Raw genomic sequence first — 18,822 nt, 5'->3', positions numbered from 1 at the left:
AAGCCGTCCCGCCGCCTCTTTAGGCCGCGCTAGGTGGTGCGCTTGAGCGCCCTGGCGATTGACTCGGTGTAGGGCGGCTTGAGTACGCCCCGATCGGTGATGATGGCCGTCACCAGTTCGTTGGGCGTGACGTCGAAGGCGAAGTTGTACACCTTGCAGTTGTCCGGAACGATGCAGGACTCGTTCGTGGGGTGCGTCACCTCGCGGGGGGTGCGTTCCTCGATGGGGATGTCGTCGCCGGTGGGGGTGCGGGCGTCCAGGGTGGAGGCCGGGGCGGCCACGTAGAAGGGGATGCCGAACTCCTTGGCCAGCAGCGCCACCCCGTAGGTGCCGATCTTGTTGGCCACGTCGCCGTTGGCCGCGATGCGGTCCGCGCCGACCACCACCTTGTCCACCAGCCCCTTCTTCATGAGCAGGGCGCAGGCGTTGTCGCAGGCCACGGTGACGTCCACGCCGCACTTGCCCAGCTCGTAGGCGGAAAGCCGCGCGCCCTGGAGGAAGGGACGGGTCTCGTTGGCCACCACGGAAATCTTCTTGCCCTGCTCCACCGCGGAATAGACGACGCCGATGGCCGTGCCCCACCCGGCCGTGGCCAGGGCCCCGGCGTTGCAGTGGGTCATGACCTTGTCGCCGTCCTCCAGCAAGGCCGCGCCGTTGGCGCCCATGCGGCGGTTTATCTCCTCGTCCTCCACCTGCATGTTCTTGGCGCGGTCCAGCCAGGCGGTGCACAGGGAGGGCAGGCCGATGCCGGGCCGCCCGGCCCAGAACTTCTCCATCTCCTCCACGCCCCAGCGCAGGTTGACCGCCGTGGGGCGGGCCTCCTTGAGCTCGGCCAGCTTGGCGCGCAGCTTGTCCTCCCAGCCCTCGTTCTCGCCGTGCTCCCGCTGCACCTCGCGGGCGCAGAGATAGCAGCCGAAGGCGGCCGTGACCCCGATGGCCGGGGCGCCCCGGATGACCATTTCCTGCAGGGCCTCGATGGTGGTGCGCAGGTCTGTCACCGGGAACCACTCCTCCCGGCAGGGCAGGTAGCGCTGGTCCAGCAGGTAGAGGGTGTCCTTGTCGTCGTCGAAGCGGATGTGGTCGTTGAGCATGATTATCCCAATTTTTTGGCGATGAGCTGGTTGACCAGCTTGGGGTTGGCCTGGCCCTTGGTGCGCTTCATGATCTGGCCCACGAAGAAGCCGGTCAGCTTCTTCTCGCCGCCCTGGTAGCGCTCCACCTCGCCCGGGTGGGCGGCCAGCACCTCGTCCACCACCGACTCCAGTTCGCTGGTGTCGGAGATCTGGGACAGGCCCTGCTCCTCCACCACCTGGGTCGGGGTCTTGCCGGTCCTGAACAGCTCCGGCAAGATTTTCTTGCCGATCTTGCCGGAAATCTCGTCGCTCTCCACCATGCGGACCAGCTCGGCCAGATGGGCTGGCTCCATCTTGCACCCGGCCAGGCTCGTCTCGCAGTCCTTGAGCTCGCGCAGCAGCTCGCCCATGACCCAGTTGGCGATCTTCTTGGGCGCGTCGTACACGCCCACGGCCGCCTCGTAGTACTCGGCCACGTCGCGCTCCGCCGTGAGCAGGGAGGCGTCCTCCTCGGAGAGGCCGTACCGCTCCTTGAAGCGGTCGCGCTTGGCCATGGGCAGCTCCGGCAGTTCGCCCCGCCAGCGCTCCAGCCACGACTCCTCCACCGTCACCGGCAGCAGGTCCGGGTCGGGGAAGTAGCGGTAGTCGTGCGCCTCCTCCTTGCCGCGCATGGACACGGTGATGTCCTTGTCCGCGTCGTAGAGGCGGGTTTCCTGCACGATCTCCTCGCCGTCCTCCAGGCAGTCCTGGTGGCGGGCTATCTCCGCCTCGATGGCCCTGCCAACGTTGCGGAAGGAGTTGATGTTCTTCAGCTCGGTGCGGGTGCCGAACTCCTTCTGCCCGCGCGGGCGGATGGAGACGTTGGCGTCGCAGCGGAAGGACCCCTCCTCCATGTTGCCGTCGCAGATGCCCAGGTAGACCAAGATGGAGCGCAGGGCCTTGAGGTAGGCCACCGCCTCCTCCGAGGAGCGGATGTCCGGCTCGGAGACGATCTCGATGAGCGGGGTGCCGCAGCGGTTGAGGTCCACGTAGGAGGCCCCCTCGCCCGGGGAGTGGATGAGCTTGCCCGCGTCCTCCTCCATGTGGATGCGCGTCAGGCCGATGGTCTTGCGCTCCCCCTCCACCTCGATCTCCACCCGGCCGTGCTCGCACAGCGGCTCGGCGTACTGGGAGATCTGGTAGGCCTTGGGCAGGTCCGGGTAGAAGTACTGCTTGCGCTCGAAGGTGGACACGGGATTGATGGTGCAATCCGTGGCCAGTCCCATCTTGCAGGCGTATTCCACTGCCCCGGCGTTCATGACGGGCAGCACGCCGGGCATGCCGGAGCAGACGGGGCAGACGTTGCTGTTGGGCTCCTCGCCGAAACGTGTGGAGCAGGCGCAGAAGAGCTTGGTCCGCGTCAGCAGTTGCGCGTGGACCTCAAGCCCTATGACCGCTTCAAAATCGGGCATACGGACTCCTTGAAATATCGGTGCCGGCAGTCATACCCGCCGGACGCCCCTTTCTCAACCTTTGCCGTACAGGGCGGGGTTGAGGGTCGGGTCGTTGTACATCTTGAACTGGAAGTAGACCTTGGGCCGCTTGCGCCCCGCCTCGTACTCCCCCACTAGGTCGCGGCCCGCGGCCAGCAGGTCGCCGCGCTGCTCCTGCAGCACGGCCAGCTTTTCCCGACAGGAGCGCAGGTGTTCCTCGCTCACGCCTGTCCGCTCGGTCTGCTCCCGCATGTGAAAAATTTTCAGGGAGATGATGGACAGGCGGTCCATGACGCTGCCCAGCGTCTCGGTGTTGTGCCGGTGGGCCGCGTCCGGGGGCAGGATGTCGTTCATGAGGATCACCAGCCGCTCGTCCATGGCCTCGATGAGGTCGTTGCGCTGTTGGTTGAGGCGGTCGATGCGCCGCTTGCAGTCGGCGATGACCGTGTCGTCCACATCGGTGCGGCGGGCCTCGTCCTCCACGTGCCACAGTTGGAAGTTGGTCCAGTGCTGGCGCATGGCCAGCCCCAGGAATTCCGGCCCCGGGCCCCCGCCAGTCTCCCATTCGCCGTCGGAGGGTTCCATGTGGTGCCACACGGCGGTATTTTCAAGCTGGGCGTCGGCCGCTTGGGTCAGCAGGTCGGCTATTTCCTTGGAAGTCATCGTTCCTCGGTAATGGTTGGCGGCTCGGCCGTCCTGCTGACCAGCAGGTAGGTCCGGGCCGGGTTCTTGATGCGGAAGGCGCGGTATCCGGCCAGCTCGCCCGAGCCGATGTAGTAGTCCAGGCGGCGGCCCTTGATGACTCCGCCGGTGTCCTGCGCCAGCCCCAGGGAAAAGACGCGCCGGCGCGGCATGTCCGGGCCGGTTGGCAGGTCCACGGTGAAGGGCAGCACCGAGCCCAGGGGCAGCAGCTCCGGGTCGGTGGCCAGGGAGACCATGGGGGTGACCGGCGCGCCGAAGCTGCCCGTGGGCATTTTCTCGGCCAGGTGGAAAAAGACGTAGGAGGGGTTCTCGGCCAGGATTTCGCGCATGGCCTCCTCCCCCATGGCGTCCAGCGCGTCGCGGATGCCGTCGCGGTGCACCTGGCCCCGGTCGATGAGGCCCCGCTCCAGCAGCTTGTGCGTGGAGGAGTCGAACTGGCGGCCGTTCTTGCCCGCGTAGAGGATGGGCTTGCGGGAGCCGTCCGGCAGGCGCAGGAAGCCGGAGCCCTGCACCTGCAGGTGATAGATGTCCCAGGGATGCTTGGCCCAGGCCAACTCCAGGTCCCGGCCCTTGAGCGCGCCCCCCAGGTCGATGGCCTCGCGGTCGTAGTACGGCACCGGGCGGCCGTCCTCCATGCGGTAGGCCAGCCGCTGTCCCTCCCAGCGGGGATGGAAATCGCCCAGCTTCAGGGTGCGCAGGTCGTCCGGCTTGCCGTAGATGGGGTATTCGTATTCGCCGGACGGCTTGAGCGCGGCCTCCACCTCCGGCGAATAGTAGCCGGTCATGAGCGGCTCCGGGGCAAGCTCGTACCAGACGAATCCGCGCGAGAGCACCTGCGGGTCGTGCTCGAGCACCGGCAGCACTGTCAGCAGGTGGGCCAGGGTGGCCTCCATCTGCTTCCAGGTCAGGCGCAGCCCCTCGCGGTCCACGGCCGTCTCGTCCGACGGTTTGGAGCGCACGTACTTCAGAGAGGCACGCAACGGCTGGCGCAGTTCGGCCCAGGAGTCCATGTTTTGATCGGCCGGGTCCATGCGCTTCACGAAGCTGGCGGCCTTGCGCTGGGACATGCGGATGAAGCCCTCGCGCTCGGGCGGCTCCACCTCGGGCGGCTTGGGAGTGGGCGCGCACCCGGCCAGCAGGGCCAGGCAAAGAAGCAGGGGAAGAACGAATCGTCGCGTCATGATCACTCGCAGTCGATGGCCGAATCGCAGAACTTGCCCACGCCGTACTCGCGGCGCCGGAAGAACTTGTCCGGGCTGGGCCCGATGATCTGCATTTCGGGATGGCGTTTCTGCATGTCCAGGGCGATCTGCATTTCCTTGGTGCAGCCCGTGGAGTACGTGGCGTCCTTGCCGGTCCAGAAGGGGGGCACCTTGCGGCCCATGAGCTCGAAGCTCTTCTCGATGTCCTCCACGGTCTGGAACCGCCAGACGTCGATGAGCCCGGAACGCTGCACCATCTCCCACATATACATCAGGTCGTCGGCGTCCATGCCTTCCACGAAATGCTCGCCCGGATTGATGATGTAGACGTTGTCCAGGCGGCGGCGCAGATAGTCCACGAAGGTGTCCAGCACTTCCAGAGCGATCTTGGTCTGGCCGGGGATGGAGCCGATGACCGCGGAGTAGAACATGACCGTCTTGCCCCGCTCCTTGGCCCCGCGCATTTCCGAGATGATGGAGCGGGCCATGGCCGCCAGGGAGGACTCGGAGAACTTGTGCACGTGCTCCGGCTTGGGCCGGTAGTCCAGACGGAAGACGCCGTCGTCATCGCGACGATAGCAGAGGATGTCGCGTGTGAAGCTGGTGTGGGTGTCCAGCAGGCGTCGGCGATGGGAGTCGCCCTTGGCCATGACCAGGTCGCATTCCTTCCAGGCCCGGGCGAAGGTCACAGAGGTGCGATAGAGGTTCAATTCCTCGCGTGTGCCGTCGGAGATGACCAGGAAGCTGTGCGCGCGCAGTTCCGCCAGCAGTTCGTTCTTGCTCATCCTGGGCTCGGGAAGAAAGCGGGCTTGGCGAAGCTGTCCGGCAAGCACCGGGTCCTGATCCCAGTCCCAGAAGGCGGGCGAGAGGAAGTGAAAGCCCTCCTTGACCGCCATGATGACCTTGTGCCCCTGGCGCACCAGGGCGCGTATCACCAGCAAGTCCAGGATGAGCCCGCCGGATGTGTCCGGCAGGAAGAGGATGCGCAGCTCCCGGTTCTGGTCCGAGCCGAAGAGGTCGCGCAGCTCCTTGAAACAGGAACGCTCCTGGGTCACTTCCCGCCGCACCTCGTCCGGGGAGGGGGCCTCGCCGTCCCGCCAAATGGCCTGGCGGGTGGACAGGGACATGAGCCGGGCAAGCTCCAGCATGTCCAGCTCGAAGCGCATGGAGGAAATGGACTCGCAGGCCGGCAGGGTCTCCGGGCACTCGCCCAGGACCCGCTCCATGCGCTCGGTCTTCAGGGCGCGGAAGGCTCGCTCGTTGGCCTCCTGCCGCCGTTCGCGGTAGGGATCGACTTGGCCGCTGAGGGTCAGGAACATGGTCACGAACCGCTTCATGAGCCGCGAGGGGATGATGATGGGCGAGGCCTTCACCATGCGGTACTTGTGGCGGCACAAGCCCAGGATGCGGCGGCGGGTTTCCCGGTCCGGCACGTTCTCGCGCAGAAGGAGCACCAGCGTCTTCCACTTGGAAACGTACTCCGAGGTCAGCTCCGGATCGAGCCAGTTGTTGAGCAAAAGCCCCAACATGCGGTCCGAGCACGGGGAGTAGAATTCCTCCTCGCCCAGCACCACCATGAAGCGAAGCTGCTCCGGGGAAGCGTTCTTCTGCGGATCAACGCCGTACTCCAGCCCGTTTTCCGTGGTGAAGTGCAGAAGCCATGCGTCCAGGCCGGGGGAATGGCCGAAATGCAGCCGCTCCGGGCTGGTGACATTGGTGAAGTCGCGCACCTAGAACTCCCTCAGAAAGCCTTTGTCCACCAGGGTGGAGAAATAGGTGTTGCGGTGCAGCCGCACCAGTCGCAGGGGATGGCTGGACCGGCGGATGCGCACCTCGTCGCCGGGACGAACCGGCAGGGCGTCCTGGCCGTCCTCCGTCAGAAAAACGTCGCAGGAGGGCTCCTCGCTGCACAGCCCCACCTCGCGGTCCGGCGGCAGGAGCATGGACTTGAAGTAATTTCGGAAGGGGCAGACCGGAGTGAGGCAGAAGGACTGCACCTCTGGATGGATGAGCGGGCCGCCCGCTGAAACCGCGTAGGCCGTGGACCCGGTGGGGGTGGAAACGATGAGGCCGTCGGCTCGCACCGAGGCGATCTTCTCCCCGCCGAAGCGAACCCCGACATGGATGAGCCGCGCCATCCGCCCCCGGCCGAGAACCAGGTCGTTGACCGCCCTGCCCCTGTGGACTGTCTCGCCGCCGCGCGTCACCGAGTAGCCCAGCGCCAGCCGCTCCTCCACGAAGTACCCCCCCGACAGCAGGCAGTCGAGCTCGTCTTGCCAGCGGCTGGGGCAGACCTCGGTGAGGAATCCCACCCGTCCCATGTTCACGCCCAGCATGGGCAGGTCCAGTCCGAGCATGGAGCGCGCGGCGGAAATGAAGGTGCCATCGCCGCCAAGCACCAGAACCAGGTCCGGCCGCTCCCCATTCATCTCCGGGTCGTGCGCCTCCCGCCGGCGGTGGATCATGATGGAGGACTCCACCCCTCGGCCGGAAAGCCAATATCCTACCTCGGCGGCCAGGCTCCGGGCCTCCTCGCGGCCTTCGCGGACCACCATCATGACGCGTCGCACGGTTTGTGGCATGGCTTGAAGATGTAGTAGATTGCCTGCCCGGGTTCAAGCCGAACCCGCCGCGCGGCGGGCCTTTGCGAACATGATTTTTTTTCGCCCCAGCCTAAAGATTCAACCCGCCCGATCCGATAAAGCCTGCGAAAGGGGTTCGTACACATGCTGGTCAACCCGTATCAGGTCAAACACATGCTGCGCACCTACGGCAAGCAGCTCGTGAACGCCCGTCGCCTGGCCCGTTTCCAGCGGCAGATGCGGGGTGCGCCTGTGGACGACCAGATCAGCATTTCCCGCGAAGCCAAACGCCGCGCCCTGGTGGAGAAAGTGGCCAGGGAAATCATCGACAACCTGCTGGTGGCCGGCGCGGAAAATCCGGTGGTGGACGAAATCCGCCAGGAACTTGAGCGGCGCTTCGAGCATCGCCTCGTGTTCGAGTACCCGTTTATGGAACAGGAGTTGCAAATATTCAAGGAAACCGAGGATGGCCCCGTCCGCCTCGGGCCCGGCGAGATGCAGGACGTGCTCTCGGAGTTGTGGGGACTGACCATCGAAAAGGTGGACGAGACCATGCTCTGAGGCACCCCCCTGACAGCCGCGTCCGAATGTACTATAAAGAGTGGAAGCGGCCGGGTCGATAAGACTGGCAAGGAGCGGAAGGAACCCGCTCCGGGGAGACGGAACCAATGCACATCAAGAATCTTCTCATCGGGAACACCCCGTACGAGACCAAGAAGGTCGACAAGCCGGACAAGCCCGAAGGAGCGGAGAAAACCCGCAAGGCCGATTCCTCCGGCAAGGGCGACCGCATCAATCTTTCCGAGGAGGCCACCCTGCGCAGCCAGGCCATGCGCGAGGCCCAGTCCGCCGAAGATGTACGGGCCGAGAAAGTGGCCATGCTCAAGAAGCAGATCAGCGAGGGCACCTACCAGCCAGACAACCAGAAGATAGCTGAAAACCTGGTCAAGGAAGACCTGGACCTCCTCTTCTAGTTCCGTCACTAACGGGGGGTATCCGTTCCTCCCGCCTTCCCCCTTGCCTGAAGCCTCGCCCCCGCGACCACGGGGGCGAGGCTTTTTCATGGCCCCCTCGGCTTGCCCGGTTCTGGCTTTCATGTCATTTTTTTCGGCCCGAGCGACCACCATCAACCATGAGTCAGACATGAAGAAAGCACTCATCACCGGCGTCACCGGCCAGGACGGCGCCTATCTGGCCCAGCTGCTGCTGGAGAAGGGGTACGAGGTGCACGGCATCAAGCGCCGCGCCTCCCTCTTCAACACCGACCGCATCGACCACATGGTCAGGGATCCGCACGACCCCGAGCGGCGGCTCATCCTCCATTACGGGGACCTGACCGACTCCACCAACCTCATCCGGGTGGTGCAGCAGGTGCGGCCGGACGAGATTTACAACCTGGCCGCCCAGAGCCACGTCAAGGTCTCCTTCGAGACGCCGGAGTACACGGCCGACACCGTGGCCATGGGCGCGTTGCGCCTGCTGGAGACCATCCGCATCCTCGGCCTCACGGACAAGACCCGGTTCTACCAGGCCTCCACCTCCGAGTTGTACGGCAAAGTTGTGGAGTCGCCGCAAAACGAGAACACCCCGTTCCATCCCCGCTCGCCCTACGCCGCGGCCAAGCTGTACGCCTACTGGATCACCACCAACTACCGCGAGGCGTACAACATCTTCGGCTGCAACGGCATCCTCTTCAACCACGAGTCCCCCATCCGGGGCGAGACCTTCGTCACCCGCAAGATCACCCGCGCCCTGGCCCGCATCAAGCTGGGGCTGCAGGAGCGGCTCTACCTGGGCAACCTCGACGCCAAGCGCGACTGGGGCCACGCCCGCGACTACGTGCAGATGATGTGGCTGATGCTGCAGCAGGAGGAGCCCGAGGACTACGTCATCGCCACCGGCGAGCAGCATTCGGTGCGGGAATTCGTGGAACTGGCCGCGGCCGAGGTGGGCTACGACATCGAGTGGCGCGGCGAAGGCGTGGAGGAGAAGGGCTACGATCGCCGCAGCGGCAAGCTCATGGTTGAAGTCGATCCCCGCTACTTCCGCCCCACCGAGGTGGAAACCCTGCTGGGCGACCCGACCAAGGCCAAGGAGAAGCTGGGCTGGAGCCCCAAGGTGCGCTTCGGCGAGCTGGTGGCGGAGATGATGCGGGCCGACCTGCGCGAGGCCGAGCGCGAGGACCTGTGCCTGCGCAGCGGTTACAAGCCTTACAACGACCTGGGATGAGCATGGACCTTTCCGCCCCCATCCACGTGGCCGGACACCAGGGCTTGGTGGGTTCCGCCATGGTGCGCGCCCTGCGCGACCGCGGCGCGGAAAACCTCATCCTGCGCACCCACGCGAAGCTGGACCTCACGGAGCAGGCCGCGGTACGGGAATTTTACCGGGAAACCAGGCCGCGCTACGTCTTTCTTGCCGCTGCCAAAGTCGGCGGCATCAAAGCCAACGACACCTACCCCGTGGAATTCCTGCGCGACAACCTGCTCATCCAGACCAACATCCTCGACGCCGCCCTGCGCGAGGGCTGCGAGAAGGTGCTCTTCCTGGGGTCGTCGTGCATCTACCCCAAGCACGCGCCCCAGCCCATTCCCGAGGACGCCCTGCTCACAGGCCCCCTGGAGCCCACCAACCAGTGGTACGCCCTGGCCAAGATATCCGGACTCAAGCTTGGCCAGGCCATGCAGGTGCAGTACGGTTTGCCCGTGGTCTCCCTCATGCCCACCAACCTCTACGGGCCGGGTGACAACTTCGATCCCGAGGGCTCCCACGTCATCCCCGGGCTCATGCGCCGCTTTCACGAGGCCAAGGAAACCGGGGCGGACAAGGTCGTGGTCTGGGGCACGGGCTCGCCCCTGCGGGAGTTTTTGCACGTGGACGACCTGGCCGACGCCTCCCTCTTCCTCATGGACAACTGGGAGAGCGACGAGCACGTCAACGTGGGCACGGGCGAGGAAGTCAGCATCCGCCAACTGGCGGAACTGCTCAAGGACGTGACGGGATTCGCGGGCGAGATCGTCTTCGACGACACCAAGCCGGACGGAACCCCGCGCAAGCTGCTGGATTGCTCCAGCCTCTTCGGCCTGGGCTGGCGGCCGTCCGTCAGCCTCGAGGAAGGCCTTCGCTCCACCTACGAGTGGTATCTGAACGAGTTGGGCGCCGGAAACATCCGGGGCTGAGGAGCCGCGAGCCGCGGCGGGGGAAGCGCGGGAGTATCCGCCCTAGATGTTGTCCGGGTCGCCGCCCGGCGCGTTTTCCAGGTCTTCCTTGGGCAGCCGGTAGTGGCTGGGGAAGCGGGGGTCGGTCTGCGGGACCTGCAGGCCGATGCGCGAGGCGGAGTTGATGAGGACCGGGCCGGTGAGGTTGAGGGTGGTCTCCTCGGGCTTGCCCTGGGGAATGGAGACCGTCACCAGAACGGCCAGTTGGCGCAGGGAGTCGATGCGCAGGATGCGCTGCTCCGCGTCGCCGATGTGGATCTCGTAGTTTTCCAAGAAGGCGTAGGGGTCGGTGACCACCAGCCCCAGCTTGGAGTCGCCCAAACATTGCAGCAGCATGAAGGGCGAGTCATCGCGAATCTTCAGGAGCGCGAAATCGCGCTTGCGCTCGAATCCGATGAGGCCCTTGGGGAAGGTGATGACGCGCTCGCGCTCCACCGTCCGCTCGCCCAGGCGAGTCCGCACGACTATTTCGTTTTTCCCGGCCATAGCTCCGCCGCCGCCAAGAGGTCGTTGTCCAGCGCCTCAAGGGCCTCCCGGTTCTGCTCCTTGACCTTGACGTAGAGCTCTTCCCGGTAGACCGGCACGTCCTCGGGCACTTCCAGACCGATCTTGATCTGCTTGCCCTTGACGCTGAGGACGGTAATCTTTGTGTCGTCGCCCAGATGGATGGATTCCCCCGGACGCCTAGTCAAAATCAGCATGCGCGCTCGTTGTGTCCTTGTGGCCGCTGTGGCCGGAAGGGCGGATAATGGACCGGCGAGCCCGAGGCGTCAAGCCGGAAACGAATTCCACCCGGGGGACTACACGAAATTCACCAGGGTCATCTTCATGATCATGCTGGAGCTCTTCAGCACCGACTCGTAGGCGATTTGCTGCTGGGCCAGCCTGGTCATGAGTTCCCCCACGTCCGCGTCCTCCACCTCGCTTATGCGCTCCTCCTCGTCCACCTTCAGCCCGTCGAGGATGCTCTCGGAGATGCTCAGACGGTTCTCGCGCCCGGCCACCGAGGCGGTCTGGTTCATGACCTGGTTGTGGGCCTTCTTCAAATCCTCCAGCACTTGCTGGATGCCGTCCTGGTTATTGGTCTCGGTGTAGGCCACCAACTTGCCCATGGCCTCGAAAAGGTTGCGCCCCACGTCGTCGGCGAATGCGACGGCCGGGCTGCCGTTCGGGTTGGCGTTGCTGATGGTTGAGGGGTCGGCGTAGACCCCGCCGAAAATGTCAGTGCCCACGTTGTTGATGGTCACTTTCTGGTTCTGGAAAATCTGCAGGTCGATGTCCGCGGTGCGCGGATTGATGACGAACTGCGCCCCGGCCGAGGGGATGCCGCCGTTGGACCCCAGATGGAGCACTCCGCCCGGGATGTCCAGGGTGGCGTTGGAGGCGGCCGTTCCGTTGAAGGTATTGCCGCTCTTCCAGCTGCTTCCGCCGTCCACGCTGTAGGAGTAGGAAACGTTGGACAGGGTGGTCGCGGAGTCGATGCGAACGGCCACCGAAGAGGAAAAGACCCCGGCCGCGCTGGCCTGGGCGTTGCCGTCCGGGCCGAAGGCGTTGATGTCCACGCCGTCGCCGTCGTCGCCCATGTATTCCGCCGTGGGCCGCACGTAGAACCAGGTGCCGTCGGTGTCGTTGGTGTTCGCCTGGTCGGTGGTTGTGACCTCGGTGGTCTGGTCCAGAGTCACCTGGGCCGTACCCAGGTCCAGGGTGGCCTGCCCGCCGGAGCTGGATACCGAAGCCGTCTTGAAGGTATCGCCTCCGTCGGTGGAATAGCGCACTTCAAGGTTGGGGTCGTCGAGCTGGAGATTGGTGCCGCCGCCGGGATTGGCGGTGTCGGTGAACTGCACCAGCATGGTGCGGTCCGCCTGGCCTGTGACCTTGAAGGCGGTGTTGTCCAGGGTGAAGTCGTTGGCCATGAGCCACAGCCGCTCCCTGTAGGCCGGCTGGTCCACCTTGTGACCGGCGAAAATGGAGCGGTCGTCGTAGGAGGTGTTGGCCAGCCCCACCACCTGCTCGAAGATCTGCCGCACCTCGTAGGAAATCTCCTCGCGGTTCTCCTTGGTCAGGGTGCCGGTGGAGGCCTGCTCGGCCAATTCCTTGGCCCGGGTGATGATGGTCGAAGTCTGGATCAGGGTTTCGTCGGCCAGCCCCAGCCAGCCCTTGGCCGTGTCGATGTTCTTCTGGAAGTTCTTGATGCCCTGCAGCGAGGAACGCAGATCCAGCACGCGCGCGGTGCCCACGGGGTCGTCCGAAGGGCGGTTGATCCGCTTCTGGCTGGAGGCCTGCATGTTGGACTCCATGAGATCGGTCAGGGACCGATTCATGTTGTTTATGAAGTTGGTGAAGAGCTGTTGCTGGGTAACGCGCATCATGGCGAAAGGCCCTCCACTATTGCTTCAGGCCCAACAGGGTCTGCAGCATCTGGTCGGCGGTGGTGATGAGCTTGGCCGCCGCGGTGTAGGAATGCTGAAACTTGATCAACTCGCTCATTTCCTGGTCCAGGTTGACGCCGGAAACCTCCTGCTGTCGCTGGTCAAGGTCGTCTGACAGAGCCTTTTGGTAGGTGAAGTTGAACTCGGCGTTGTCCGTATCCGCGCCCACCTCGGCCACCAGGGAGTTGTAAAAGCTGCCCATGCTCTCGTTGACCGTGCCCGCGTGTAGGGTGGAGATGGTGACTTTGGAGGTTGACAGTCCGGCGATGCCCTGGGCCGTGGTGTTGTCGCCCGGGTTGGCCTCGCCCGCGCCGTTGACGTGGCCCGAGTTGATGTGGGCCATGTTTTCCACGGCGTTGGGGTTCATGGACATGTCGCGGGCGGAGGAGCCCTGGAAGAAGCTGTTCAGTCCAAGAGCGGCGTACAGTCCGGTGGTGTCCTGGCCGAACTCGAACTCGTAGCCGTCCTCGGCCTCGATCTTCAACTCGTGGTTGACGATGGAGGCGGAGAGCGAGCCGCTGAAGGTGTTGTTGATGGCGTCGCGCACATCTTCCAGACTGTGCGTGGAGGGATCGAACGCGCCGTTGCCGCTGAAGTTCAGGGAAGCGCTGGAAGCGATGTTGCCGGTGGTCTTGTCGTAGACGTGCATCATGGCCGAGCCGGAGGACAGCCGGGAACGGTAGTCCAGCCCCGAGGAGTCGGACCCCAGCGCGGTGGTGTTTGAGTTCACCGAATACGTGCCGGTGGCCGCCTCGAAGTGCTCCAGGCCCGCGCCCTGGGAGTGCAGACGATTGGTCTCCCAGACCAGGGTCTCGGCCAGGGTGTCCAGCTTGTCGCGGTAGCGGCCGATGTAGTCGTCGCGGAAATTGAAGTAGCCGGTCAGCGACCCGCCGGTGAGGCGGCGCTCGTTCTCGGTGCCGTTGAAGCGCAGCTGCGGGGTGATGTTCTCGGCAGAGGAGGTGTCGCGGTACCAGTACAGCCCTTCCTTGGGCACCACCTGGAACTTGTCCCCCGCCTGCATGGTGGTCGTGGGAGCGGACTGGGGGTCGCCCTGCTGGCCGAACCAGATGTCCAGCCCGCGAACGGTCACGCGGTCGCTCTCGGGGCGCGCGGAGATGAGCAGGTCGTCGCCGCTTTCGTCCTTGAGGAAGGTTTGGCCGCCGTCCAGGGAGACGCGCATCTGGGCGGCCGAGGAACCGCTGGAGACGTCGCCGGACTTGACCACCTCGAAGGTGTACTCGAACTCGTCCGAGCCGGAAAAATTGATCTCGCCGTCGAAGTCGGAGCCGGGGGAGAGCATCTCGAAGCTCTTGGAGGCCTCGTACTTCAGGGAGTAGGTTTCCTGCCCGTCCACCAGGGCATGTCCGGCGTGGGTCAGCACGGTGTAGTCGCCGCCGCCGTTGTCGATGGTCTTGATGTCCATCTTCTCGGCCAGTTGGCGCACCAGCTTGTCCCGGCGGTCGTACAGCTCGTTGGGATTGTTTTGCCCGGGCACCTCGCGCTCGTTGATCTGCTTATTGATCTGAGCGATGTTGGCGATGATCTCGTTGGCTTCGGTGACGTCCTGCTGGATGTATTTACCGGCCTGCTCCTGCAACAGGTCCATCTGCTGGTCGGCCGATCCCATGATGCTCAACAGGTTCTGCGTCTCCGAGAGCAGGGACTCGCGGGAGGGGTAGGAATCCGGGTTGGCGGCGAGGTTGTCCCAGGAGGTGAAGAAGTCGGACATGGCCTGGTTGAGGCCGTTGCCGTCGGACTCGTTGAAAAGCGAGTCGATGCCGCGCAACTGCTCGTGCAGGTTCTGCCACCGCTCCCGCTTGCTGGCCTTGTCGTTGTAGGAGCTTTCGATGAAGGAGTCGAAGTGGCGGACCACTTCGGCCGCGTTGACGCCGGTGCCTATCTGCCCCGGCTTGTAATCAATGGATATGGCCTCTTCGAGGCGGACCGTGCGGCGGCGGTACCCTTCCGTGTTGACGTTGGCAATGTTGTTGCCCGTCGTCTCGATGGCCGTTTGCGAGGCGAACAGCCCACCTCGGCCGAGATCCAGAAGGGAGTTGATGCCGGGCATCTAGTACCTCCCGCGGAGCAGGGAGGGGCCGGACTTGCCCCCGGCGTAGCGGCCGTTGCGCGCGTAGACGTCCTGCCGCTTGGGCTTGACCTGGTCGTGCAGGAACTCGATGAGTTCCTTGGACTGGTCGTACAGGGCCAGGGCCAGCTTGTTGTTGCGGTCGGCCTGGCGGGCGCACTCCTGTTCCGCGAGGTCGATGTCCCGCGTCAGGTCGCGCAGGGGCTGTGCCGATTCGGCCGGAAGGGTGTCGATCCAGCCGAGCAGGCGCTCCATGCCCTGCTTCTGCAGGGTCATTTTCAGTTCCACGCGCTCGGCCGCGATCTGGCGCATGAGCTCCTGGATGGACATCTCCACGCCTGTCACCCGGCCGGGCTCGCCCGCCTTGAGATAGGAAAATTCTTCCTCGAGAAGCTGCCGCAGGGTGCCGAGGGCGCCACGCTGGCGATGCAGATTGGACTGAACCGTCTCGATCATGTGGTCTTCTCCTCATCCGCGTTCCCCGCACCGTCCGTGGCCTGGGATGCCCTGGCCAGTCCGTCCGAGGCCCAGTTTTCCGGCCGGGCCCCGGGGCGGTCGTTTCTGCCGCCGGGCGGGGTGTTTTCAGGAGAATCTGCAAGGCTCTTGCCAGAGCCGTCCGCCGAACCGGCCTCGGCGGCTATCCGTCCGGCCAGTTCATCCACCCGCCGCCGCACCTCCTCGCGGCTGAGGTCCGCCGGGTTGACGTGGTTTTCCCCCCCGCCGCCGGGAACGCCCGGCACGTCGTCCAGGGAGGGCAGCCCGCCCAGCCGGTCCGGTCCGGCCAGGGAGCGCACGTCAGCCTCCTGCGGGGAGGCCTCCTGCTTGAGCCGGGTGGCCAGCTGCTCGTAGAGCATGTCGGCCAGGCCGATGCCGCCCGAGTTGGCGAACTTCTTGGACAGTTCGTTGTCGAACATGGAGAGGTACTTGTCCTCGTACTTGGAGTGGAGGTACCCCTCCTTGGGGATGGTGGAACGCATCTGGTTCCACAGCTTGTTGATGAAGATGGCCTCGAAGTCCTTGCAGGCCTCCTGCAACTCCGCCTTGCTCGCCTTGCCCTGCTCCAGTTTGTCCTTGAGCTGGGTCATGCGCGCCTGGCGCACGGCGAATTCCGTGTCCGTGCCCTCGCCGCCGGGAAGGTTGGGGGACAGGCCCGCACCGATGAAGCTGGGCATCTAGATAACCTCCAGTTCCGCCATGAGCGCGCCGGCCTGCTTGAGGGTGCGCAGGATGGAGATGAGGTCGCGCGGGGTGGCCCCGATGGCGTTGAGGCCGTCCACCAGCTCGCGCAGGGTGGCCCCCTCCATGAGGATAAGGCGGTTGTTCTCCTCCTCCACGCCCAGTTCGGTCTCCGGCACGGCCACTGTCTCGCCCTCGGCGAAGGCGCGCGGCTGGGAGACCTCGGCGCTCTCGGCGATGACCACTTCCAGATTGCCGTGGGCCACTGCCACGGTGCCCAGGCGGACGTTCTGGCCCAGCACAACCGTGCCGGTTTTTTCGTCCACCACCACCTTGGCCTTGCCGTCGGGACGCACCCGCAGGTTCTCCAGGGAGGCCATGAGCGGCACCAGCTTGCCCTTGAAGCGGTCTGGAACATCCACGTCGATGGTGGAGATGTCCCTCGCGGAGGCGAACTCGCCGCCCAGGCTGCGGTTGATGGAGCGCACCACCTGCATGGTGGTGGAAAAATCGGCCATGTTGAGGTTCACCGTCATGGTGTCCATGTCGTTGAATTCAAAAGGCACGCCCCGCTCCACGGTGGCCCCGTTGGGGATGCGGGCCACGGTGGTGGAGTTCTTCTGCGCCTGGGCCGCCTCGCCCTGGGCCAAAAAACCGCCCAGCGTCAGCGCGCCCTGGGCCACGGCGTATACTTGGCCGTCCACGCCCTTGAGCGGGGTCATGAGCAGGGTGCCGCCGAAGAGGCTTTCGGCGTCGCCCAGGGAGGAGACGGTGACGTCGAGCTTGCTGCCCGGCCGCACGGAGACGGGCATGTCCGCCGTGACCATGACCGCGGCTACGTTGCGGGAGCGCAGCTGGTCCTGGTCCACGCGCACGCCCATCTTGTCCAGCATATTGACCATGGACTGGATGGTGAAGTCGGAGCCCCGGCGGTCGCCGGTGCCGCCCAGCCCGACCACCAGGCCGTAGCCGACAAGCTGGTTGGAACGGACGCCCTTGAAGGAGGCGATGTCCTTGAGCCGCACGGCCCCGGCTTCGGAAGCGAAGCAGGCGGCCAGCGCGGCCAGGAGCAGTCCGGCCGCCAACGCGGCGGCGATGTTGCGGGGAAAGGCCTTTGTCATGTTCGCACCGTCCCGTTGCCTAGAAGGGCCAGATGTTGTCCAGCACGCGGATCATCCACCCCGGCTTCTGCTTGTCCGCCAGCACGCCCTGGCCGAAGTACTGGATCTTGGCGTCGGCGATCTTGTCCGAGGTGATGGAGTTGTCCGAGGCGATGTCCTGCGGCCGCACCAATCCGCGCACGATGAGAACCTGGGTCTCGTCGTTGATGCGCATCTCCCGCGCTCCCTCGATCTGCAGCATGCCCGAGGGCAGCACGTCCACCACGCGCGCGCCCAGGGTGGCGGTTAGCTCGCTCTCGCGGGTTGTCTCGCCAGTGGCGGAGAACTCGGAGTTGGACTGCACCTCGGCCAGGGGATCGTCGCCCGGAGCGCCGTTGAGGCCGAAGGAGGGAATGCCGAAGGGTGTGGCCCGCACGTTGCCCTTGTTGAAGAAGCTCTGCACCTGGAGGTTGAGGTTGCTCGCCCTGTCGGCGTCGGTCTCGGCCTCATGGGTGCCCTCGGAGGTCTCCACCACCTTCACGGTGACGATGTCCCCCAGCCGCCTGGCCCGGTTGTCGGCGAAGAGATTCTCCGCCTGGCCGGTGCCGAAAAGGGAGCCGGGGTTTTCATCCTGGCGGGTGGGCTCGCCCGGGGGCGGGGTGAGCACCGGCGAAGGCTCCGGCGAGGTGTCGGCCGGGGCGCAGCCGGACAGCAGCGCCGGGGCGGCCACCACGGCGGCCAGCACCAGGGAAAGGATGGTTCGGGGAAGGATATGCATGGGGTTTCTCCCTATTTGACGACCACGGTGCCGTCGTCCCAGACCTGGGCCCGCACCTTCCTGCCTGACTGCAGGTTGCGTACCATGATCATGTCGCCGAAGGTCCCTTCGGTCTCGGCCTCGGCCCGGGTTCGCAGGGTCACGTTCTCGCCGCGGTACTCCAGCCTCACCTTCTCCCCGCGGGCGATGAGGGGCACGCCCTCCAGATCATCCTCATAGATGACCATGCCCCGGCCGATGGAGCGGGTGACGCGCAGGGGCAGGCCCTCCATCGAGGCGGGTTCGCCGTTGAAATAGGCGGCGTTCTTGCGGTCGTGGCCAACCATGTCCATGGTCAGCACGTCGCCGGAGTTGAGGGGCTGTCCGGCCACTGGCACGTCGATCCATCGGTCCACGAAGGCCCCGGCCACGATGGAGCGCAGCTCGCGGCCGTCGGCCGTCAACGCCTTGATGCGCAGGTTCACCCGGCCGGGCTCCAGTTCGTCCGGCTCCTGGACCTTCAACTCGGAAAAATCACCCGGCAGAAACACCGCGTCCGGCAGGCGCAAATTGCGCAGCTCGATCTCCCCTTCCATCCCGGAGAGGCGCTTGGTCAAAAAGTCGACGACCACGTCGCGCAGCTCTTCCTCCCGCACCACGTAACCACCCCGCTGCAGGGTCAGCCCGCCCTTGACCGAGACCACCGAGGCCTCGTCCCCCAGCGCCCGGCGCATGAGCCAGCGGAGCTGGTCCGGGTTGATGACCACCTTCCGCCCCTGCTCGGGCGCCTTGGCCACGCGCGTGTCCGCCAGCCGTTCCCAGGTCTTGTCGGGAATCGGTCCGAAGGGGGCGGCGATCTCCCCCAGTTCCACCACGCCGTCCTGAACGCAGGCGGCCCGCATGGTGACCACGGCCCACTCGCGGCCGCTGGTGGCGGCGGAAGCCATGCCCCCCCAGGCGGCGACGGCCAGCGCCAGGGCTAACGGAAGAAGGAAAAGGGAAGCCGGGAACCGCTTCATGCCTCC

Annotated in this window: 19 protein-coding genes; 4 read left to right on the top strand and 15 right to left on the bottom strand. The window is 65.4% G+C overall.

Features of this window, described 5'->3' with window-relative positions; genetic code table 11:
* Window positions 1-29: 29 nt before the first annotated feature.
* Genes mtnA through N911_RS0114655 form a run of 6 tightly spaced genes read right to left on the bottom strand, consistent with a single transcriptional unit; the run spans window position 30 to window position 7,031 of the window.
* Window positions 30-1,091, bottom strand: coding sequence for an S-methyl-5-thioribose-1-phosphate isomerase (mtnA, locus tag N911_RS0114680; RefSeq protein ID WP_029898453.1), 1,062 nt, complete (start codon window positions 1,089-1,091; stop codon window positions 30-32).
* Window positions 1,092-1,093: 2 nt separating this feature from the next.
* Window positions 1,094-2,524, bottom strand: coding sequence for an Asp-tRNA(Asn)/Glu-tRNA(Gln) amidotransferase subunit GatB (gene gatB / locus N911_RS0114675; RefSeq protein WP_029898451.1), 1,431 nt, complete (start codon window positions 2,522-2,524; stop codon window positions 1,094-1,096).
* Window positions 2,525-2,578: 54 nt separating this feature from the next.
* On the bottom strand, window positions 2,579-3,208 hold the full coding sequence (locus N911_RS0114670; RefSeq protein ID WP_029898450.1) for a DUF4254 domain-containing protein: 630 nt from the start codon (window positions 3,206-3,208) through the stop codon (window positions 2,579-2,581).
* Window positions 3,205-4,428 (bottom strand): MltA domain-containing protein, encoded by a 1,224-nt coding sequence (locus N911_RS0114665; protein WP_035105773.1) that lies wholly within the window; start codon window positions 4,426-4,428, stop codon window positions 3,205-3,207. Before N911_RS0114665 ends, N911_RS0114670 begins: the two co-directional genes overlap by 4 nt.
* A 2-nt stretch (window positions 4,429-4,430) precedes the next feature.
* A complete protein-coding gene (locus N911_RS0114660; protein WP_029898446.1) occupies window positions 4,431-6,179 on the bottom strand; it encodes an ARMT1-like domain-containing protein in 1,749 nt (582 codons plus the stop codon).
* Entirely contained in the window at window positions 6,180-7,031 is an 852-nt protein-coding gene (locus N911_RS0114655; RefSeq protein WP_029898443.1) for an NAD(+)/NADH kinase, read from the bottom strand.
* A 144-nt stretch (window positions 7,032-7,175) separates the two neighbouring features.
* Here N911_RS0114655 and N911_RS0114650 point away from each other — a divergent pair, with 144 nt between their 5' ends.
* The 4 genes from N911_RS0114650 (at window position 7,176) to N911_RS0114635 (ending at window position 10,210) form a co-directional block, all read left to right on the top strand.
* Window positions 7,176-7,592: a DVU0524 family FlgM-associated protein gene (locus tag N911_RS0114650; protein WP_029898441.1), complete on the top strand. Its 417-nt coding sequence runs from the start codon at window positions 7,176-7,178 to the stop codon at window positions 7,590-7,592.
* Between the two features lie 107 nt (window positions 7,593-7,699).
* A complete protein-coding gene (gene flgM, locus N911_RS0114645) occupies window positions 7,700-8,005 on the top strand; it encodes a flagellar biosynthesis anti-sigma factor FlgM (RefSeq protein ID WP_029898439.1) in 306 nt (101 codons plus the stop codon).
* Window positions 8,006-8,174: 169 nt separating this feature from the next.
* On the top strand, window positions 8,175-9,260 hold the full coding sequence (gene gmd, locus N911_RS0114640; RefSeq protein ID WP_029898437.1) for a GDP-mannose 4,6-dehydratase: 1,086 nt from the start codon (window positions 8,175-8,177) through the stop codon (window positions 9,258-9,260).
* Window positions 9,261-9,262: 2 nt separating this feature from the next.
* Window positions 9,263-10,210 carry a GDP-L-fucose synthase family protein gene (locus N911_RS0114635; RefSeq protein WP_029898434.1) on the top strand — a complete coding sequence of 316 codons (948 nt, stop codon included), beginning with the start codon at window positions 9,263-9,265 and terminating at the stop codon, window positions 10,208-10,210.
* Window positions 10,211-10,252: 42 nt separating this feature from the next.
* On the opposite strand, the gene fliW is transcribed toward N911_RS0114635, so the two are convergent.
* The 9 genes from fliW to flgA form a co-directional block, all read right to left on the bottom strand.
* Entirely contained in the window at window positions 10,253-10,735 is a 483-nt protein-coding gene (fliW, locus tag N911_RS0114630; protein WP_051694460.1) for a flagellar assembly protein FliW, read from the bottom strand.
* Complete coding sequence (gene csrA / locus N911_RS0114625; RefSeq protein ID WP_029898431.1) at window positions 10,714-10,950, bottom strand: carbon storage regulator CsrA; 237 nt, start codon at window positions 10,948-10,950, stop codon at window positions 10,714-10,716. Before csrA ends, fliW begins: the two co-directional genes overlap by 22 nt.
* Before the next feature lie 99 nt (window positions 10,951-11,049).
* On the bottom strand, window positions 11,050-12,618 hold the full coding sequence (flgL, locus tag N911_RS0114620; protein WP_341860311.1) for a flagellar hook-associated protein FlgL: 1,569 nt from the start codon (window positions 12,616-12,618) through the stop codon (window positions 11,050-11,052).
* A gap of 16 nt (window positions 12,619-12,634) precedes the next feature.
* On the bottom strand, window positions 12,635-14,746 hold the full coding sequence (flgK, locus tag N911_RS0114615; protein WP_029898427.1) for a flagellar hook-associated protein FlgK: 2,112 nt from the start codon (window positions 14,744-14,746) through the stop codon (window positions 12,635-12,637).
* On the bottom strand, window positions 14,747-15,220 hold the full coding sequence (gene flgN / locus N911_RS0114610; protein ID WP_029898426.1) for a flagellar export chaperone FlgN: 474 nt from the start codon (window positions 15,218-15,220) through the stop codon (window positions 14,747-14,749).
* Complete coding sequence (locus tag N911_RS18660; RefSeq protein ID WP_051694458.1) at window positions 15,217-15,936, bottom strand: rod-binding protein; 720 nt, start codon at window positions 15,934-15,936, stop codon at window positions 15,217-15,219. Before N911_RS18660 ends, flgN begins: the two co-directional genes overlap by 4 nt.
* A complete protein-coding gene (locus N911_RS0114600; protein ID WP_029898422.1) occupies window positions 15,937-17,061 on the bottom strand; it encodes a flagellar basal body P-ring protein FlgI in 1,125 nt (374 codons plus the stop codon).
* Between the two features lie 19 nt (window positions 17,062-17,080).
* The gene (locus tag N911_RS0114595) at window positions 17,081-17,818 is read right to left on the bottom strand and encodes a flagellar basal body L-ring protein FlgH (RefSeq protein ID WP_029898420.1); all 738 of its coding nucleotides are present in this window, start codon (window positions 17,816-17,818) and stop codon (window positions 17,081-17,083) included.
* A gap of 11 nt (window positions 17,819-17,829) precedes the next feature.
* A complete protein-coding gene (gene flgA, locus N911_RS0114590; protein ID WP_035105585.1) occupies window positions 17,830-18,816 on the bottom strand; it encodes a flagellar basal body P-ring formation chaperone FlgA in 987 nt (328 codons plus the stop codon).
* Between the last annotated feature and the right edge of the window lie 6 nt (window positions 18,817-18,822).

The sequence above is a fragment of the Desulfohalovibrio reitneri genome, assembly GCF_000711295.1.
Classification (GTDB): domain Bacteria; phylum Desulfobacterota; class Desulfovibrionia; order Desulfovibrionales; family Desulfovibrionaceae; genus Desulfohalovibrio; species Desulfohalovibrio reitneri.
This window is presented reverse-complemented; position numbering and strand designations above follow the sequence as displayed.

Bases quoted from the DNA above. Each gene is read 5' to 3' on its own strand.
- mtnA (WP_029898453.1), bottom strand. From the start codon at position 1,091: ATGCTCAACGACCACATCCGCTTCGACGACGACAAGGACACCCTCTAC.
- gatB (WP_029898451.1), bottom strand. From the start codon at position 2,524: ATGCCCGATTTTGAAGCGGTCATAGGGCTTGAGGTCCACGCGCAACTG.
- N911_RS0114670 (WP_029898450.1), bottom strand. From the start codon at position 3,208: ATGACTTCCAAGGAAATAGCCGACCTGCTGACCCAAGCGGCCGACGCC.
- N911_RS0114665 (WP_035105773.1), bottom strand. From the start codon at position 4,428: ATGACGCGACGATTCGTTCTTCCCCTGCTTCTTTGCCTGGCCCTGCTG.
- N911_RS0114655 (WP_029898443.1), bottom strand. From the start codon at position 7,031: ATGCCACAAACCGTGCGACGCGTCATGATGGTGGTCCGCGAAGGCCGC.
- N911_RS0114650 (WP_029898441.1), top strand. From the start codon at position 7,176: ATGCTGGTCAACCCGTATCAGGTCAAACACATGCTGCGCACCTACGGC.
- flgM (WP_029898439.1), top strand. From the start codon at position 7,700: ATGCACATCAAGAATCTTCTCATCGGGAACACCCCGTACGAGACCAAG.
- gmd (WP_029898437.1), top strand. From the start codon at position 8,175: ATGAAGAAAGCACTCATCACCGGCGTCACCGGCCAGGACGGCGCCTAT.
- N911_RS0114635 (WP_029898434.1), top strand. From the start codon at position 9,263: ATGGACCTTTCCGCCCCCATCCACGTGGCCGGACACCAGGGCTTGGTG.
- fliW (WP_051694460.1), bottom strand. From the start codon at position 10,735: ATGGCCGGGAAAAACGAAATAGTCGTGCGGACTCGCCTGGGCGAGCGG.
- csrA (WP_029898431.1), bottom strand. From the start codon at position 10,950: ATGCTGATTTTGACTAGGCGTCCGGGGGAATCCATCCATCTGGGCGAC.
- flgL (WP_341860311.1), bottom strand. From the start codon at position 12,618: ATGATGCGCGTTACCCAGCAACAGCTCTTCACCAACTTCATAAACAAC.
- flgK (WP_029898427.1), bottom strand. From the start codon at position 14,746: ATGCCCGGCATCAACTCCCTTCTGGATCTCGGCCGAGGTGGGCTGTTC.
- flgN (WP_029898426.1), bottom strand. From the start codon at position 15,220: ATGATCGAGACGGTTCAGTCCAATCTGCATCGCCAGCGTGGCGCCCTC.
- N911_RS18660 (WP_051694458.1), bottom strand. From the start codon at position 15,936: ATGCCCAGCTTCATCGGTGCGGGCCTGTCCCCCAACCTTCCCGGCGGC.
- N911_RS0114600 (WP_029898422.1), bottom strand. From the start codon at position 17,061: ATGACAAAGGCCTTTCCCCGCAACATCGCCGCCGCGTTGGCGGCCGGA.
- N911_RS0114595 (WP_029898420.1), bottom strand. From the start codon at position 17,818: ATGCATATCCTTCCCCGAACCATCCTTTCCCTGGTGCTGGCCGCCGTG.
- flgA (WP_035105585.1), bottom strand. From the start codon at position 18,816: ATGAAGCGGTTCCCGGCTTCCCTTTTCCTTCTTCCGTTAGCCCTGGCG.